General features: G+C 71.3%; 15 protein-coding genes and 1 pseudogene. 6 read left to right on the forward strand and 10 right to left on the reverse strand.

Annotated features, from left to right (window positions below; genetic code table 11):
- Positions 1 to 59: 59 nt before the first annotated feature.
- Positions 60 to 1,883, reverse strand: coding sequence for a glycoside hydrolase family 2 protein (locus ACWGJM_RS13760; protein WP_453411871.1), 1,824 nt, complete (start codon positions 1,881 to 1,883; stop codon positions 60 to 62).
- Positions 1,884 to 2,027: 144 nt separating this feature from the next.
- On the opposite strand from ACWGJM_RS13760, the gene ACWGJM_RS13765 reads away from it, so the two are divergent.
- Positions 2,028 to 3,071: a LacI family DNA-binding transcriptional regulator gene (locus ACWGJM_RS13765; RefSeq protein ID WP_453412005.1), complete on the forward strand. Its 1,044-nt coding sequence runs from the start codon at positions 2,028 to 2,030 to the stop codon at positions 3,069 to 3,071.
- A 19-nt stretch (positions 3,072 to 3,090) separates the two neighbouring features.
- A pseudogene (locus ACWGJM_RS13770) lies at positions 3,091 to 3,395 on the forward strand (glycoside hydrolase family 2); the annotation flags it as partial.
- Between the two features lie 75 nt (positions 3,396 to 3,470).
- Here ACWGJM_RS13770 and ACWGJM_RS13775 read toward each other — a convergent pair.
- Complete coding sequence (locus ACWGJM_RS13775; protein ID WP_453411872.1) at positions 3,471 to 4,280, reverse strand: SGNH/GDSL hydrolase family protein; 810 nt, start codon at positions 4,278 to 4,280, stop codon at positions 3,471 to 3,473.
- Between the two features lie 272 nt (positions 4,281 to 4,552).
- The gene (locus ACWGJM_RS13780; RefSeq protein WP_453411873.1) at positions 4,553 to 4,948 is read right to left on the reverse strand and encodes a hypothetical protein; all 396 of its coding nucleotides are present in this window, start codon (positions 4,946 to 4,948) and stop codon (positions 4,553 to 4,555) included.
- A 203-nt stretch (positions 4,949 to 5,151) separates the two neighbouring features.
- Here ACWGJM_RS13780 and ACWGJM_RS13785 point away from each other — a divergent pair, with 203 nt between their 5' ends.
- Positions 5,152 to 5,364, forward strand: coding sequence for an MmyB family transcriptional regulator (locus tag ACWGJM_RS13785; RefSeq protein WP_453412006.1), 213 nt, complete (start codon positions 5,152 to 5,154; stop codon positions 5,362 to 5,364).
- 195 nt (positions 5,365 to 5,559) lie between these two features.
- Here the strand turns inward: ACWGJM_RS13785 and ACWGJM_RS13790 are convergent, their stop codons facing one another.
- On the reverse strand, positions 5,560 to 6,396 hold the full coding sequence (locus ACWGJM_RS13790; protein WP_453411874.1) for a class I SAM-dependent methyltransferase: 837 nt from the start codon (positions 6,394 to 6,396) through the stop codon (positions 5,560 to 5,562).
- 71 nt (positions 6,397 to 6,467) lie between these two features.
- Between ACWGJM_RS13790 and ACWGJM_RS13795 the strand changes: the two genes are divergently transcribed.
- Both ACWGJM_RS13795 and ACWGJM_RS13800 read left to right on the forward strand, forming a co-directional pair.
- The gene (locus ACWGJM_RS13795) at positions 6,468 to 7,064 is read left to right on the forward strand and encodes a TetR/AcrR family transcriptional regulator (RefSeq protein WP_453411875.1); all 597 of its coding nucleotides are present in this window, start codon (positions 6,468 to 6,470) and stop codon (positions 7,062 to 7,064) included.
- A 74-nt stretch (positions 7,065 to 7,138) separates the two neighbouring features.
- The gene (locus tag ACWGJM_RS13800) at positions 7,139 to 7,687 is read left to right on the forward strand and encodes a YciI family protein (protein ID WP_453411876.1); all 549 of its coding nucleotides are present in this window, start codon (positions 7,139 to 7,141) and stop codon (positions 7,685 to 7,687) included.
- A gap of 59 nt (positions 7,688 to 7,746) precedes the next feature.
- On the opposite strand, the gene ACWGJM_RS13805 is transcribed toward ACWGJM_RS13800, so the two are convergent.
- Positions 7,747 to 8,961 (reverse strand): glycosyltransferase, encoded by a 1,215-nt coding sequence (locus tag ACWGJM_RS13805; protein ID WP_453411877.1) that lies wholly within the window; start codon positions 8,959 to 8,961, stop codon positions 7,747 to 7,749.
- Positions 8,958 to 9,758 carry a MerR family transcriptional regulator gene (locus tag ACWGJM_RS13810; protein ID WP_453411878.1) on the reverse strand — a complete coding sequence of 267 codons (801 nt, stop codon included), beginning with the start codon at positions 9,756 to 9,758 and terminating at the stop codon, positions 8,958 to 8,960. The genes ACWGJM_RS13805 and ACWGJM_RS13810 overlap by 4 nt, the downstream gene beginning before the upstream one ends.
- Before the next feature lie 273 nt (positions 9,759 to 10,031).
- Here ACWGJM_RS13810 and ACWGJM_RS13815 point away from each other — a divergent pair, with 273 nt between their 5' ends.
- Positions 10,032 to 10,601 (forward strand): pyridoxamine 5'-phosphate oxidase family protein, encoded by a 570-nt coding sequence (locus ACWGJM_RS13815; protein ID WP_453411879.1) that lies wholly within the window; start codon positions 10,032 to 10,034, stop codon positions 10,599 to 10,601.
- A 553-nt stretch (positions 10,602 to 11,154) separates the two neighbouring features.
- On the opposite strand, the gene ACWGJM_RS13820 is transcribed toward ACWGJM_RS13815, so the two are convergent.
- From ACWGJM_RS13820 to ACWGJM_RS13835, 4 genes are all read right to left on the reverse strand, one after another.
- Positions 11,155 to 12,387: a cytochrome P450 gene (locus ACWGJM_RS13820; RefSeq protein WP_453411880.1), complete on the reverse strand. Its 1,233-nt coding sequence runs from the start codon at positions 12,385 to 12,387 to the stop codon at positions 11,155 to 11,157.
- A 48-nt stretch (positions 12,388 to 12,435) separates the two neighbouring features.
- A complete protein-coding gene (locus tag ACWGJM_RS13825; RefSeq protein WP_453411881.1) occupies positions 12,436 to 13,824 on the reverse strand; it encodes an NAD(P)/FAD-dependent oxidoreductase in 1,389 nt (462 codons plus the stop codon).
- Positions 13,814 to 14,059 carry a ferredoxin gene (locus ACWGJM_RS13830; protein WP_453411882.1) on the reverse strand — a complete coding sequence of 82 codons (246 nt, stop codon included), beginning with the start codon at positions 14,057 to 14,059 and terminating at the stop codon, positions 13,814 to 13,816. Before ACWGJM_RS13830 ends, ACWGJM_RS13825 begins: the two co-directional genes overlap by 11 nt.
- A 177-nt stretch (positions 14,060 to 14,236) precedes the next feature.
- A complete protein-coding gene (locus tag ACWGJM_RS13835; protein ID WP_453411883.1) occupies positions 14,237 to 15,766 on the reverse strand; it encodes an APC family permease in 1,530 nt (509 codons plus the stop codon).
- Positions 15,767 to 15,780: the final 14 nt, after the last annotated feature.

The following is a 15,780-nucleotide window of genomic DNA, read 5'->3' on the forward strand; positions in this document are numbered from 1 at the left end:
ATCGATGTAAATCCCGGGCAGTGTGGACTGCTTCCTCCCGGGCGGTACGGGGGAGGGCGCTACGGCGTGCCCTCGTAGGCGGCCGGGCGGCCCTGGGCCCGGCGCAGCCGTTCGGTGTCGACCTTCTCGGTGCGGTCGAAGCGGTAGACGCCGTTGCGCTCCTGGAAGACGTCGGTGAGCTGGGTGTAGCAGTAGCCGAACATGTCCGGGTCGTCGAGCAGCACGCCGGTCAGACCGGTGAAACGGTCGACGAACTCCTCGTCCGTGCGCGGACGTTCGCCGTATCCCCAAGACGTCTCCGGCTCGTCGCCGGCCGCCGCCGCTGCCTCCGGGTCCCACCAGATGCCGCCGAACTCGCTACAGAAGTACGGCTGTCCGCGATACGGCACCGACCAGGACCACCCGTCGGGCGCCGCGTTCACATACGGCCGGTCCTCCGCCAGGCCGGCCATCGTCTTGGCGAAGGTGTCCGGGTCCTGTTCGTAGCAGTGGGAGTCGTAGACGTCCGTCTCCGGAACCCGGTGGGCGTAGCCGGAGGCGTCGATGACGGGGCGGGTGGCATCGGCCTGCTTGGTGGCCAGGAACATGCCGCGGGTGACGTCGTCCAGCTGGGTGATGCGGTCGTGCAGGTGCTGGTACGTCTCGTTCAGCGGGCACCAGCCCACGATCGAGGGGTGCGAGTAGTCCCGTTCCACGGCCTCCAGCCACTGGGTGACGTACGAGGCGTCGGGCCGCTGGTTGTCGTCGCGGACGCCGACCTCGCAGCCCCAGTCGCCGAACTCGCCCCACACCAGGTAGCCGAGCCGGTCGGCGTGGTAGAGGAAACGCTCCTCGAAGACCTTCTGGTGCAGGCGGGCGCCGTTGAAGCCGGCCGCGAGGCCCAGTTCGATGTCGCGGACCAGATCGGCGTCGCTGGGGGCGGTCATCAGACCGTCGGGGTAGTAGCCCTGGTCGAGCACGAGCCGCTGGAAGAGCGGTTCGCCGTTGAGCAGCAGCCGCTTGCCGTGGACCGAGACCGAGCGCAGACCGGCGTAGGAGCCGACGGTGTCGACGGCTTCGCCGTCGGCGTCGAGCACTTCCAGGACGAGGTCGTACAGGTGCGGGTCGGAGGGCGACCAGACGCGGCGCCGGTCCTCGGGGACGGGCAGCACCAGCCGGGGCGCGAGGCCCAGGTCGGCCCGGGACTCGGCGGTCGCGACCGGGCCGGCCGCGTCGCTCAGCGTGGCCCGCACCCGGTGGCCGGGCAGGTTGGCGGTGAGCGGCAGCTCCAGGTGGAAGGAGCCGGACGCCAGGTCGGGGGTGATGCGGGGACGGCCGAGGGCGACGGAGCGGGGGACCGGCTCGAGCCACACCGTCTGCCAGATGCCCGTCGTGCGGGTGTAGTGGCAGTGGGAGTTGGCGTACCAGGTGGACTGCTTTCCGCGTGCCTGGACGCCGTGTCGGCTGTCCCGGGCGCGCACCACCACGGCCACCTCCCGGCCCGGGGCGGCCAGGTCGCCGAGGTCCGCGGTGAAGGGGGTGAAGCCGCCCCGGTGCCGGGCGACCTCCGTGCCGTCGACCCAGACCGTGGTGTCGTGGTCGACGGCGCCGAAGTGCAGCAGCACCCGCGAGTCGGTCCAGTCGTCCGGAATCGTCACCGTGCGCCGGTACCAGACCGCCTCCAGGAAGTCGGTCTCGCCGATGCCCGACAGCTCCGACTCCGGGCAGAACGGGACGACGATCCGGTCGGCGAGCTCGCGGTCCCTCAGGCCGCGGTCCAGGCCGGTGTCGGACCGGTCGATCTCGAACTGCCACTCGCCGTTGAGATTCAGCCATGCCTCGCGGACGAACTGCGGCCTGGGGTATTCGGGGCGGGGAGGGGCCGTGAGGTGCGGGACGGGCATGCTGCTCCTTGCGTCCAGGGTGCTGGTCGGTGGCCGGAACATGGCACCATGGGATTACATCGATGTAAATACGTCGGGCAGAAGTTGGCTTCCGGCAGGTTTCGGCCCATCGGATCGGCCCGGGGTTCGTTCGTGCCGATCGGTATGATCCCGGCAGGCGGAAGGGTGATCAGCGTGGCGGCCAGACCGAGGATCAAGGACGTGGCGGAGTACGCGGGTGTCTCGCCCAAGACCGTCTCCAATGTGATCAACAACTTCGAGCACGTCTCGGAACAGACCCGGACCGCGGTCCGCGAGGCCATCGACGCCCTGGGCTACCGGGTCAACGTCGCGGGACGCCAGCTGCGCCAGGGCCGCACCGGGATGATCACGCTCGCCGTCCCCGAACTGGATGTGGCCTACTTCGCCGAACTGGCCAAACATGTGATGGCCGAGGCGGATCGCCGCGGCCGCACCCTCCTGTTGCACCACACCGGGGGAGCGCGCGAGCGTGAACTCGCCGCGCTGCACGGCTTCGACGCGCATTTCTCCGACGGTGTCATCCTCAGCCCGCTGTCGCTGCTGCCCCGCGACCTCGCCACCCGCGACCGTCGGCTCCCCGTCGTCCTGCTGGGAGAACGCCCCGCGGCCGGCGCGACCGACCACGTCGGCATCGACAACGTCGCCGCCGCCCGCGACGCCACCGAGCACCTGCTCTCCCGCGGGCGCCGCCGCATCGCGGTCATCGGCGGGTCCGTCCGGGGCCGCCAGGGCACCGACCGGCTGCGCACCGACGGCTACCGCGAGGCCGTCGTCGCCGCCGGCCTGCCCTTCGAGGAGGACCTCGTGACACCGGTGCACGCGTACCACTGGCAGGACGGCGCCCGCGCGGCCGCCGCGCTGATCCACCAGGACACACCCCCCGACGCCCTGCTCTGCCTCAACGACCACCTGGCGCTGGGCGCACTGCGCGCACTCCACGAGGCCGGCCGGTCGGTGCCGGGGGATATCGACGTCATGGGCTTCGACGACATCGAGGCGTCCCGTTTCAGCGTCCCCTCCCTGACGACGGTCGCCCCGGACAAGGAGCAGATCGCCCGCAGCGCGGTCTCCCTGCTCCTGGACCGCATCGACGATCCCGAATCGGGCGCGGCGCAGCACCATGTCGTCGGGCACAAGGTGATGGTGCGGGAGAGCACCGGGGGCTGACCGGACCGTTGTCATGACCCTGGACAGCGGCGAGTACGGCGGTCTCGGCCTCGCGGAACCGGGCGACGCCAGCAGTCGTACGTCGAGGTCGACCCCACCACCTACACCGACGACTACCTGAAGAAGCTGAGCGAGGTGCGCGCGCTGGCGTGCCAGGGCGGCAACGGCGCGGTGTACACACAGATCACCGACGTCGAGGGCGAGCTCAACGGCCTGATGACGTACGACCGAAAGGTGACCAAGCCCGACGTGGCGCGGCTGAAGGCCGCCCAGGCCGCGCTGATCGACGACGCGTCACGGGCGATTCCGGCGGACTGCGCCTGACTTCGGCGACGCTCCGCGGCCCGGTCCGCCCACCGCCTCGGCGGCGGGCGGACCGGGCCCTGCCGCCCTGCCGTTTCAGCTCGCGCCGGTGAGCAGGGGGAGGTAGCCGAGCGACTGCCCGGATGCCGTGGGGTGGTAGGAGTCGGTGAGGTCCAGCCAGTCGACGCTGTGCAGCCAGGGGCTGGACGAGCAGATCTCGTGCCCGGCGAAGGCGGTCCGCACGTCGGCGAACGTGAACCCGTGGGCGGCGGCGCGTCGGGCGATCACGCGGTCGAGGTGGTCCACGGCCTCGTTGAGCGCGGACCTCTCGGTGTCCTGGAGGCCGTGCGAACAGGAGCCGTGGAGCTGGTAGAGGTGGGGGTAGCCGAGCACCACCACACGGGCGGCGGGTGCCTTGCTTGTGATGGCCGAGTAGAGACGGTCGAGGTCGCCCGGGAGAGTCGCGTCCATGAAGGAGTTCGCCGCGGCTACGGCGGACAGGCACGCGTCATGGCCGGGCAGCGCGCAGGTCGCCATGACCCGGACGAAGCCCGCGTCGCTGCCGCCGACCGTGAGGGTCACCAGGCCGGTGAGGGGGGTGAGCGGGCCGAGCTGGCCGGCCAGGACATCGCCGGTCCGCGCATGGTCGCACGCCGTGAAGTCGAAGGACGACGGCGCATGGGCGGTGGCCCACAGCGCGGGATAGGCGTGGCTGCTGCGCAGGCAGTCCGTGCCGGAGGAGAGGTAGCTGCCGGCGCCGACACCGGCGGCGTAGGAGTCACCGAGGGCCACGTAGGCCGTGGCCGTTGTGCTCGGCGCCGCTTCCCCGGCCGCGGGACCGGCGAAGGCGGAGGCGGCCGCGAGGAGAAACGAGGACGCGCCGGACGCTATTCGGGACTGTCTCATGACTCTCGTTTATCGCGGCCCGGCTCGCCCCCACCCCTCGTGGCCGTCCTGCCCGCTCGGCCCTGTTGACGGATCCCCGCAGCGATGCCGCCGCCGAAGCGCCTGGTACCGGCGGGGACGCCGGCCGGTCCGAGGGGCGCGGCGGCGTGCCGTGGCCTCGGCGGGATTCACCCGGAGAGCTGTCACCCGTCCGGCGGTACTCGGAAGCCCGCCGGGCTCCGCCCCGGCACAGCACGGCCTGCCACCTCGCCTGCCCGTGGAGCCGGGGCGCGTCAGGGACGGACCAGGACCTTGAGGGCTTCGCGCCGGTCCGTCGCGCGGTAGCCGTCGGGGACCTCGTCGAGGCCGACGGTGCGGTTGAAGACGCGGCCGGGGTCGACCGTGCCGTCGAGGACGCCGGGGAGGAGCTCCTCGATGTAGGCGCGGACCGGTGCGGGGCCGCCGGTGAAGGTGACGTTCGGGCCGAACAGGCTGGTGAAACCGACCGGTGCCTCCTCGTACTGCGGGACGCCGACGCGGCTGATCACACCACCCGGACGCACCACGCCGGCCGCCGTCTCGTACGCGCCCCCGCCAGCGATCAGTACCCGCGGCGCGGTGAGACCGACGGCGCCGGTCTCGGTCGCGGCGAAGGTCATCAGCCAGGTGAGCGACGACGGTCCCGTCAAGGGCCCGCTTCGCGGAGTCCGGGTACGCCTCGCGGATCAGGGCCGGCGAGGCGGGCACGATCACCGCCGCGCCCGCACCCCGCACCAGCCGGGCCGCGACCAGCATGCCCAGCCAGGGGCGAGGCCGCAGGCCACCGAGGCGGCGGTGAACAGGGCCAGTCCGGCGCCGAACGCCTGGCGGGCGCCGATAGGGTCGGCGATCGATCCGGCGGACAGCGGCAGCGCCGCGAACCTTTCACCACCCAGAGGCCGGCGACATCACACCCGGCTACCAGTCCATGCAGATCCAGGGCACCCCAGGGCAGCGGTTCATCGCCTGCTTCGCCGAGCCCGGCACCGCCGATCACGACAAACTGGTCCTGCTGGACATGGCGACCCCTCAGGACACCTCGGTGAGAAGCCGGCTCGCCGACTGACCGGGTTCAGTAGCAGGTAGCGGGTCCCACGAGCCACAGCCTGAGCAGGGCAGTGGCCGCGATCTGCGGCTCCGGGCCGTCCGGGTTCATCCGGGTGCGTCGGCCTTCGGCGCCGAATTCCACCCTGCCCGCCGTACTGAACGATCTCGACGAGGCCGGCAGGCTCCGCCCCCGAAGTACTCTCAAGCCCAAGGCCTAACACCGTGCCGGGTGACGGCCGTCGGCCCCGGTTCGCGCTGCGGCGACCGCCACCGTCGCGTAGGGCATCGTGAAGCTTCCCCCCATCGCGTCGATGGCGGCCCCGACGCCGTCCAGTACCTCCGCCAGCTTGTCCGGGGGGAGCCGGGTGAAGGCGCCCTGCGTGGGCATCTGGTCCAGCCAGGCGTCGCGGCTGTAAGTGCACTCCCAGTCGAATCGCCACTGCTCGGGTTCGCTGTACCCGCCCGTCTCACGGATCCCGTCGGCGGCCTTGCCGAGCAACGCCTGGCACGAGTTCAGGGCTCCCTTGGTCATCGCCCGGAAGTCGAACGGTGCGTCGGGCATCACCCGTTGGCAGACCTCGGCGACTGCTTCCGCCAGGCCGGGCGGAAACTGGATGACGTTCCAGAACACGGCCAGCCGGCCACCGGGCCGCAGCGACTCGGCCGCCTTCGCCGCGCCCGCGACGGGGTCTATCCAGTGCCAGGCCTGGCCGGAGACGACGGCATCGTAGGCCCGGCCGGCGGGATCCCAGACTTCGAACGCGGCCACCTCGACCTCGAGCCCGTGCTGTCGCGCCCGCTCGGCCATGCGCGTGTCGACCTCGACCCCAAGGACCCTGCATCCGGCTGCCTGGAACTGCCGGGCCGCGATGCCGGTACCCGTGCCGACGTCGAGCAGGTCGGGTCCGGGACTGGCGGCGACGACCGCCTCCACCAGGGCCTCGGGGTAGCTCGGGCGGGTGCGGTCGTAGCGTTCGGCGTCCGACCCGAACGACTGCGCCACCTGTCGCTGCCGATGGGGCTCATTCCCGGAAATCGGTAAAGTGGTCATGCGCCCACTATGAGTGGGCGCTTGCCCACTCGTCAACGGGTGGGACCGGCGAAGGAAGAAGGCGATGCACGATGCCGACAGGCGTGGCCATCCGTGACGCGCGCGAGCAGCTGTTCGACGCCGCCGAGCGCGTCCTGCTCCGGGACGGACCGAGCGCGCTGACCAGCCGGGCGGTCACCACGGAGGCAGGCTGCGCCAAGGGCGTTCTGCACCGGCACTTCGCCGACTTCGACGCCTTCCTCGCCGAACTCGTGCAGGACCGTATCGCCCGGATCGACAGCCGGACCGCGGCCCTGCGCGACTCCGCCGGGACCGGCACGGTCGTCGGCAATCTCGTCCAGGCGCTGACCGACTTGTTCGGGCCGGTCGCCGTGGCGATCGTCGCCCTCGTCACCTTCCGGGACGAGCTGCGCGCCCGGCTGCGTCAGACCGGGTCGGCCGGCATCCCGCTCCTGACAGAGGCCACGGCCATGATCGCCTCCTACCTCACCGCCGAGCGTGAACTGGGCCGGATCGCCGCCGACGCCGATGTCGACACGCTCGCTCCCACGCTGATCGGAGCCGCGCACCTGCTGTTCGCCGACCGGGGAGGCGCCCCGCCGGAGGCTGGAGTCGTCGGCAAGGTCGTGAGCACGGTCCTCGCGAGCGCTGCGCAGGATCCGCTGTGAGATCCTGACCGCGAATCCGAGCCGCCGCCAAACCCTGTTGAGAAGCCGCGCCGTGTCAAGCACGGTCTGTGCACATGGAGTTCTTCTGTCACCACCGTGACCGGCCCGGCTCCGTGGCACTGCGCCACGAACTGCTGGAGGAGCACTGGTCCTACATGGACCGGTACGCGAAGGAGCTGATCGCCCGCGGCCCGACCCTCGCCGCCGATGGCGAAACCCCCACCGGCAGCGTGCACATCGTCGACCTGCCCGATCCCGCCGCCGCCCGCGCGTTCGCCTTCGAGGAGCCCGGTTACCAGGCCGGCGCCTACCGGGACGTGCTGCTGCGCCGGTGGCGCAACATGCTGGGGCGCACGATGTGGGAATTCCCCGGCGGCCGCACCGGTGGCAACAGGTACCTGGTGCTCGGCCTCGGCGAGGGGCGGACCCCCGATCTCGCCGTACCGCCCGACCAGGACGAGCTGATCGCGTACGGGCCGCTGCTGTCCGACGACGCCACGACCTGGGTGGGCACGGCGGCGCTGGTCCGGGCACCGGACCCGGACGCGGCACGAGCCGTTCTGATCGCGGACCGGTACGCGGACATAGAGGTCCACGACTGGCAGTTCGGCGGCCGGCGGTGAGGAACCAAGGGCGCGCCGCGCTGATGGCTGCCCACGCGACCGGAAACCGATGACCGGCATCAGTTACCGGTCAGTCGCTGGATGGCCTTGAGTGCCTGGCCCGATCCGTCCTCGGTCGCCATGTGCTGCGCGGCCGTCGCGGCGGCTCGTGCGTATGCCTGCTGCTTCACGACGTGGCCGAGGGCGTCGGCGAGCCGTTCGGCGGTGAGGGACGGGAAGGGAATCGGATCGGTGGCGGCGCCGACGGCGGCAAGGCGTCGAGCCCAGAACGGCTGGTCGGCGGTCACCGGTACGGTGACCGCGGGCACACCGGCCCGCAACGCCGCGGCCGAGGTGCCGGCCCCGGCGTGGTGGACCACCGCGGCCAGACGTGGGAACAGCAGGGCGTGCGGTACGTCACCGATGGTGAGAACGTCTTCGCCGTCGGCCGCGAGCCCGGCACTGCCGGCCTGGAGGACGCCGCGCAGCCCGGCGCGACGCAGGGCTCGCACCGCGATCTCGCTCAGCCGTTCCCCGTCACCGGCCGCCATGCTTCCGAAGCCGATGAACACGGGCCGGGAGCCGGCACGAAGGAAGTCCTCCAGGTCCGCGGGCAGCCGTTCCGTCGTGTCGAGATGGGGCCACCAGGTGCCTACGACCTTCAGGCCGGAACGCCAGTCGGAGGGCCGGGGCACGAGTGCCGTACTGAAGCCGTGCAGGACGGGCCAGCTGGCCTGTTCCTGCCGTCGGCGCGCCGCGGAGGCGGAGGCCGGGGGCAGCTCGAGGCGGTGGCGCAACTCCACGACCGCCTGCTCGTAGAGGCGGTCGACCATACGCAGGGCGAAGCGTCCGGCCATGCGGTTCGCGGGCCGGCCCAGTGACCGGGAGCCGGTGACGACGGGCGGGAAGTCGCCGGTCGGCGCGGTGGGTTGGAGGTACACGCCGAGGCTCGGTATGCGCATGGCCTCCGCGAGGTGCCAGCCGAGCGGGGCCGTGGTGGCCGACAGCAGAAGCAGATCCGCGCCATCGGCCATGGCGTCGGCGAACCCCTGGCCCAGTTCGGTGACGAACGCGGCGGCGGAACGCATCAGTTCACGCCTGCCCGTGACGCCACCGCGCGCCCGCGGGTCGGCGGGAAGGTGCCGGAATTCCAGCCCGGCGTCTCGTACGAGGGGTGCGAACGTGTCCGTGGTGGCGAGGGCGACGTCGTACCCCGCCCGGCGCAGTTCGGCGCCCAGGCCCGTGTAGGGCGCGACGTCGCCACGCGATCCGGCCGCGGCGATCAGGACCCTCATCGCTCCTCCTCCGAGTCGGTACGGCCGCCCGCGTGGCGGGCCGCGTTGGCGTGGACCGCCTTGCACGTGTAGGCGGCCAGGCCCGGGCGTTGCTGTGACGGCGGCACGACCAGGGCGAAGGCGCGCGGGTCGGCGGCGAAGTCGTCCGCGATACGCCGGTGCATGTCGGGCGGGCAGGAGGTGAACCAGCGTGCGATGTGCAGCCGGTGCTCCTCGGCGAGGTCCATGGCCCGCTCGCCGTCGCTGGGCTCCCTCTCGTCGAAGGCCGCGAGCAGCTCCGCGCGCCAGGCGGCGGCCTCGCCCATGAGCTGCCGCCAGTCGTCCTTGGTGTGGGCAGCCGCGCGCGCCATCGCCTCGCGCTGTCCCTGCGTGTGCGCCCACTTCAGCTCTGCCTGTGTGGCATAGCTCAGATCGAAGGTGATCTCACCGAAGACCTCGAAGCGTTCCTGGGGGGTCAGGGACACCCCGGTCTGCTGGACCTCGATGGCCCGTTCGGCCACCTCGGCCAGCCGTTGCAGCCTGGCGATCTCCTCACTCAGCTGCCGCTGCCGACCGCGTAGTTGCTCCACCGCGTTGGCCTGCGGATCCTTGAGGATCTCGGCGATCTCATCCAGGGTGAAGCCGAGTTCGCGGTAGAAGAGGATCTGCTGGAGACGGGCCAGGTCGGCGTCACTGTAGAGCCGGTAACCGCTGCGACTGCGGCCACTTGGCGAGAGCAGCCCCGCCTTGTCGTAGTGGTGCAGCGTACGCACCGTCACCCCGGCGAACCTCGAGACCTCACCCACGGAGTAGCTCATCCACCTGCCCTTTCGTCGGCATACAGCGTCGAGCCTGACGCAAGGGGAGGGTCAACTCGCTCCCGGGACGTCGAACGGTCCGGCCGGGCCGGTTGTGGGACGGTCCGGCGGTCCCCTGATGCTGCCCGCCGGCACTCCGCCCCCGACGGCCACCTGCTGCGCCGGCTGTCTTCTGGGAGTCCTGACCCACATCGGATGCGATGAGTTCGGTCGGCGAGCGCGGTCAGCACTACCGGGGGACCATGTGACGACCGAGGCCAAGAGGAGTCCGTGATGCCGGCACACGCGCAGACGCAGGAACCGCGAACAGATCTGGACACGCGCTACAGCTCTCCGGGCGCCACCGCCACGCCCTGGGCCGAGGCCGTCTCCCGTCTGGAGAAGGCCGAGATCTTCTGGCTGTCGACGGTCCGTCCGGACGGCCGCCCCCACGTCACCCCGCTGATGGCGGTCTGGATGGACGGGGCGCTCCACTTCGCCACCGGTGCGCGGGAGCGCAAGGGGTTCAACCTCGCGGCCAACCCCCATGTCGTCCTCACCACCGGCACCAACGCCTACGGCGAGGGCTGGGACCTGGTGGTCGAGGGTGAGGCGGTCCGGGTCACCGACGAGAAGCGGCTGGCCGAGCTGGCCGCGGCGTGGGAGGCGAAATACGGCCCGGGCTGGCACTTCGAGGTGCGGGACGGGGCCTTCAGCACCGCCAGGACGACGGCAGCCCCGCCGCCGACCGAGGAGGCCGACGACGCGGGCCGCGCCCTGGTGTTCGGGGTGTCACCCCGCACCGCCTTCGGATTCGGCAGGGGTGAGGCCTTCAGCCAGACCCGCTGGCGCTTCACTTCCTGAGAGTCGGCGTCATCCGCCGCCGTCGAGGTCGCTGCGCCGGCGGAGCACCCGTAGTTCATTGCCGAGGAGCCTGCCGCCGCGAACAGGCCGAAGGCCATGCGCGATGTATGCGCCGAGGGCCGCAAGGCAGCCGGGTCCACCGTGCCGGGCCGCCCGACCCTGGGCACGCAGGCCGACTGGCGGTCCCACCGGACCGCATGCGCGGCCACGCTCCAGAGGAGCACCGCCCCGTTGGACTTCGGCTCCGTGGACGCCCTCGTCACGCACGCCTTCAAGCACCCGCGACGGGACAAGCCTCCGACGCAGGAGCCGAATGCGGCGAACAACCTGATCGACGCATACCTGAAGGCCGCCCGGGACCAGATCGAGGACGCCACGGACATCAGCAGCGCACTGGGCACAACTGGGCACCACCCGCACGTACTACTACGGCCCCCGGGCGGGGCGCGCCACGGTCGCCGTCGACGAATCCAGTGCGGCGTGGATCACCACGTACTTCGCGCCCGGCGGGATCTGACGGCTCCACGCCGTTGGCAACCTGCTCCTTTCCGGCTCAGGGAAGCAACTCGTCGAAGCCGACGTTCAGATGGCGCGGACCGCGCAGCACGGCGTTCGGGCGGTAGGGCGGCGGATCTTCGAGCAGGCTGGCGTTGCCGAGGCGGCGGGCCAGTTCGGACAGCGCGATCTGGGCCTCGAGGCGGGCCAGTGGCGCGCCGAAGCAACTGTGGATGCCGCTGCCGAAGCCGAGGTGCTGGATGTCCTCGCGGTCCGGGTCGAACCGGTCGGGGTCCGGGAAGCGCTCCGGATCCCGGTTGCCCGCCGCGAGGACGAGCCAGATGCGTGACCCCTTGGGGATGGTGAGCCCGCGCACCTCGATATCGGCGATGCAGGTGCGCTGCGGCACGAGCTGCACCGGAGGTTCGTAGCGCAGGAGTTCCTCGACGATCTTCACGGACAGGCCCGGGTCGTCGCGCAGCCGGCGGAGGTACTCCGGATGGCGAAGCAGGGTGAGCATGCCGTTGGTGATCAGGTTGACGGTCGTCTCGTGGCCGGCGATGAGCAGCAGCACCGCCGTGCTGAGCACTTCCATCGTGCTCATGGCGCCGTCCGGACCATGGCTGTTCACCAGGTCGGACAGCATGTCGTCGCGCGGCTCCCTGGCGCGCTGCTCCACCAGCCCGTTCAGGTACATGCCGAGCTGCAACCGTGCCTCCTGAGCGGCCCGCTCGGAGTCGGCGCTGGTACGGGTGTCCGGGTCCAGGCCGGCGACGATCGGGTCGACCCAGGCACGGAAGCGGGGCTCGTCCTCGCGTGGCACACCGAGCAGCCGGCAGATCACGGTCACCGGGAAGGGGTACGCGAACTGGTCGACCACGTCGATCTGCCGAGCGTCCCCGAATCCGTCGATCAGGCCGGAGACGATCCGGGCGAGTTCACCACGCATGGAGTCGATGCGGGTGGGCCGGTGCGGAGGGCCGAAGGAACTGTTGGCGATCCGCCGCAGCCGGTCGTGCTCCGGCGGGTCGAGCCGGATGAAGCTCGGCGGCAGCCCCGTGGTCTCCGGCCGGGACAGCTCGTCGCCGGCCGCGACGCTGAGGTTGGTGAAGTCGGAGCTGATCCGCGGGTCGTGGAGCAGACCCTTGATGTCCCAGTACGAGCTGATGACATACGGACCGTCCTCCTCCTCGTGCAGCACCGGGGTCTTGCGGAGCTCCTCGTACAGCGGATACGGGTCGGCGCGGTTCGCGAAGTCGGTGATCTGGCGCAGGAGCGGGGCGTGCGTCATGCGGGGTCCTTGGGGCGTGAAGGTCCGTGGGGGTGGGGCCGGGCCCGGTCAGTGGGCCGGGGTGAAGACCAGTTGCCGGTCGGCCGGTGAGTATCCGCTGAGGGTCACGGTCGGGCCGTGCGTCGGCAGGGACGGGTCGGGGAAGCCGGCCGGGACGGGCCGGCGGCCCTCGGGACGGCGGTCGACCGTCGGGAAGTCCACCGGGAACGGCGCGCCCGTCTCGATCTTCCGCTGGTAGAACTCCAGCCACCGCGTGTTGTCGAAGGTCACGGCGGCGATGACGCGGCCCTGGTAGCCGTACACCCCGACGAACCGGCGCTCGGTGAGCGAGCCCTGCGTGATCATGATCTCTTCGCCCATGGGCGGGACGCCGACGGACTTGATGTTCACGCCGAACTGCGACGACCAGAAGGCGGGCACCCACAGGTGCGGGCGCCGCTCGGCGCCGGGGCTGATCATGTTGTGCGCGGCGACCTCGGCCTGGGCGACGGCGTTGCCCCAGTGTTCGAGAGAGAGGAACTGATAGCCGAACAGCGCGTGCGGGGACCGTGCGACGTCGCCCGCGACGAAGACGTCGTCGGTGACGATGCCCCGGAAGTCGAAGGCCCGGCAGCCCGCGTCGCAGGCGATGCCCCGAGGGCCCGCGCCGAGGCCCGAGCCGGCCAGCCATTCGGTGTTGCGCGTCGCCCCGAGCGAGACGATCACGACGTCCGTCTCGACGATGCTCTCGTCGGACAGATGGGCGGCACGGACCCGGCCCACGGAGTCGCCTTCCAAGGCGGTGACCATGACGCCGGTGCGCAGATCCACACCGTTGTCCTGGTGCAGTTGTGCGGCCACCGCGCCGATCACTCCGCCCAGGGCACCCGCCAGGGGCGCACCCGCGCGCTCCGCCACCGTGACCGCGATGCCCATCTCCCGGCAGGCCGAGGCGATCTCGCAACCGGTGAACCCGGCACCGATGACGAACACCCGGCGCGGCCCGGCCCGCAACCGCCGGTACAGGGCGGCCGCGTCGTCCCGGGTGCGCAGCACGAAGACGCCGTCCAGCCCGGCCTCCGACTCCTTCGGCCAGGGCCGCGCGCGGACGCCGGTCGCGATCAGCAGCCGGTCGTACTCGACCTCGTCCGCGTCGGCCAGCCGCACCCGCTTGGCCGCCAGGTCAAGACCGGTCGCCGCGACGCCGAGGCGCCACTTCGCGTCGATCTCGAGGCGCCGGGGCAGCTCGGTGTGCTGCGGGGACGCCTTGCCCAACAGCACCGCCTTGGACAGCGGCGGCCGGTCGTACGGCTCGTACGGCTCGTCCCCGATCATGGTGAGGGAACCGGTGAAACCCTCGGCGCGCAGTGTCTCGGCGGCCCGCAGACCCGCGAGCGAGGCACCCACGATCACGATCCGGCCCTCGCGCCTGAGCCAGTCCAGGTAGTCAGCGGGCATCGGACGGCACCCCGGCGGATGCGACGGGCGCCTCGCCGGGGCCCTCCAGACCGTCGGCCGTGATCGCCTGTACGGGGCAGGCGGCGACGGCACGCGCGAGTCCCTCGCGCTGTTCGCCCACGGGATGCGGGTCGTAGACGAGCGACTCCTCGCCGTGCATGGCGAAGACGTCCGGCGCGAGGAACGCGCACTGTGCGTATCCCTGACACCTGTTGAGATCTACGACAAGCCTCATGAGCGCTGTGCCCCTTCGCGGCCGGGTCCATCGCGTACCACCCGCTCGGCGGCCACTGCGGACGGCGGTCATCTCCCGCACGCCAGCATGGATGCCGAGCCGGACCGGCGCTCGCCGGTGACCACCGATCGGGTGAGGACGTCCGCCTCCGAGGTGCCGCCTCCGAGGTCCCGCCCGCTACCCCTTGGCCGCGGACGACCTGCGGGTCGGCCTGCCCAGCGCCCAGAAGAGCACGCCGAAGAGCATGAACCCGACGAGCGGGACGGCCTCCGTCAGCAGGTACTTCCAGCGCTCGCCGTGACTCCAGCCGTCCGGCGCGTAGGCGGAGCCGAACCAGTGGTCGCCGAGGCCGGGCGCGACCAGCTGCACACTGGCGAACAGGATGAGCAGGGTGAGCACCGCGCTGATGGTGCGGGGGAAGGGTGCCTTGTAGGGACGGGAGGTGTCCGGGGCCTTGCGACGCAGCACCGCGAGCGCCGGGAAGATCCCCAGGTAGCTGACGAGGGTGGTGGAGACGGCGAGGCCGAGGACGGCGCCGAAGAGTTTGGCGGCGCTGCCGCCGGTCAGTTCATGGGCCAGGACGAGGACGACGGTGGAGACCAGCCCGCTGAGGATGTTGACCCGCACCGGGGTGCCGAACCGGCTCGAGATGACGCCGAGGAAGCGCGGCGCGGCGCCGTCGTAACCGGAGACGGCGAGTGCGCGGTCGGAACCCATGACCCAGGTGACGCCGGAGGAGAGCACCGTCAGGATGAACATGATCGCGGCGAGGTCCCCGAGCACGCTGCCGGCACCGCTGAGCGTGGCGGTGCCGTCGGCGGCGACGTGACCGCCGTACACGGTGAAGACCTGCCGGATCGCGTCGATGAATCCACCGAGACCGGTGACGGCCTTGACCGGCAGGACGAGCAGGATGCCGAGGATCGGCAGCGCGTACAACAGCACGGAGAGAACGGCGCTGCGGAAGATCGCGAAGGGCACGTCCCGCTGGGCGTCGGTCATCTCGTCGCCGGCCGTGTTGGGCAGCTCGAAGCCGACGTAGTTGAACATCAGGACGGGCACCAGGCCGACGAAGCCCGCGTAGGTGGGGGAGAAGTCGCCGACCCCGAATCCGTGCAGGCCGTGCTCGATGCCGTACACCACGACGGTGACGGTGAACAGGCCGAGCAGGACGAAACGGCTCCAGGCGCCGACGGTGGGAATCCACTTGCCGATGTCGAAGGACAGGATCGCGGCGAGCACCCCCACCCAGACGAACACGAGGGTGAAGACGTAGAAGGCCGGGGTGCTCAGGTCCTTGCCGTCATTGAAGAAGGTGGTGTACGCCGTGACGGCGGAGACGGAGAGCGTGCCGCCGAGCCACACCGGGTTGGTGATCCAGTACAGGAAATTGTTGACGGCACCGGTGAGCCGCCCGAAGGCCCGGCTGGTCCAGATGTAGGGACCGCCCTCGTCGGGGAACGCGGCCCCGAGCTCGGCGGTCAGCAGCGCCGAGGGTACGAAGAAGACGACGGCCAGCACGATCAGCCAGGTGAACGCCTCGGCACCGGACGAGGCCACGGTACCGATGGTGTCCACCCCGACGATGGTGCAGAGGAGGAAGAAAAGGATGTCGAAGCGGCCGAAGTGCTTGCGTAGCTTCTGCCGCTCCGCCTGGGCCGAGGCCGGCGTGTCGGCCGGCTCGGAGATCATCTGACCAGCGGCCACCGGGGACTCCTGCG

This window comes from Streptomyces sp. NPDC054834, assembly GCF_053611185.1.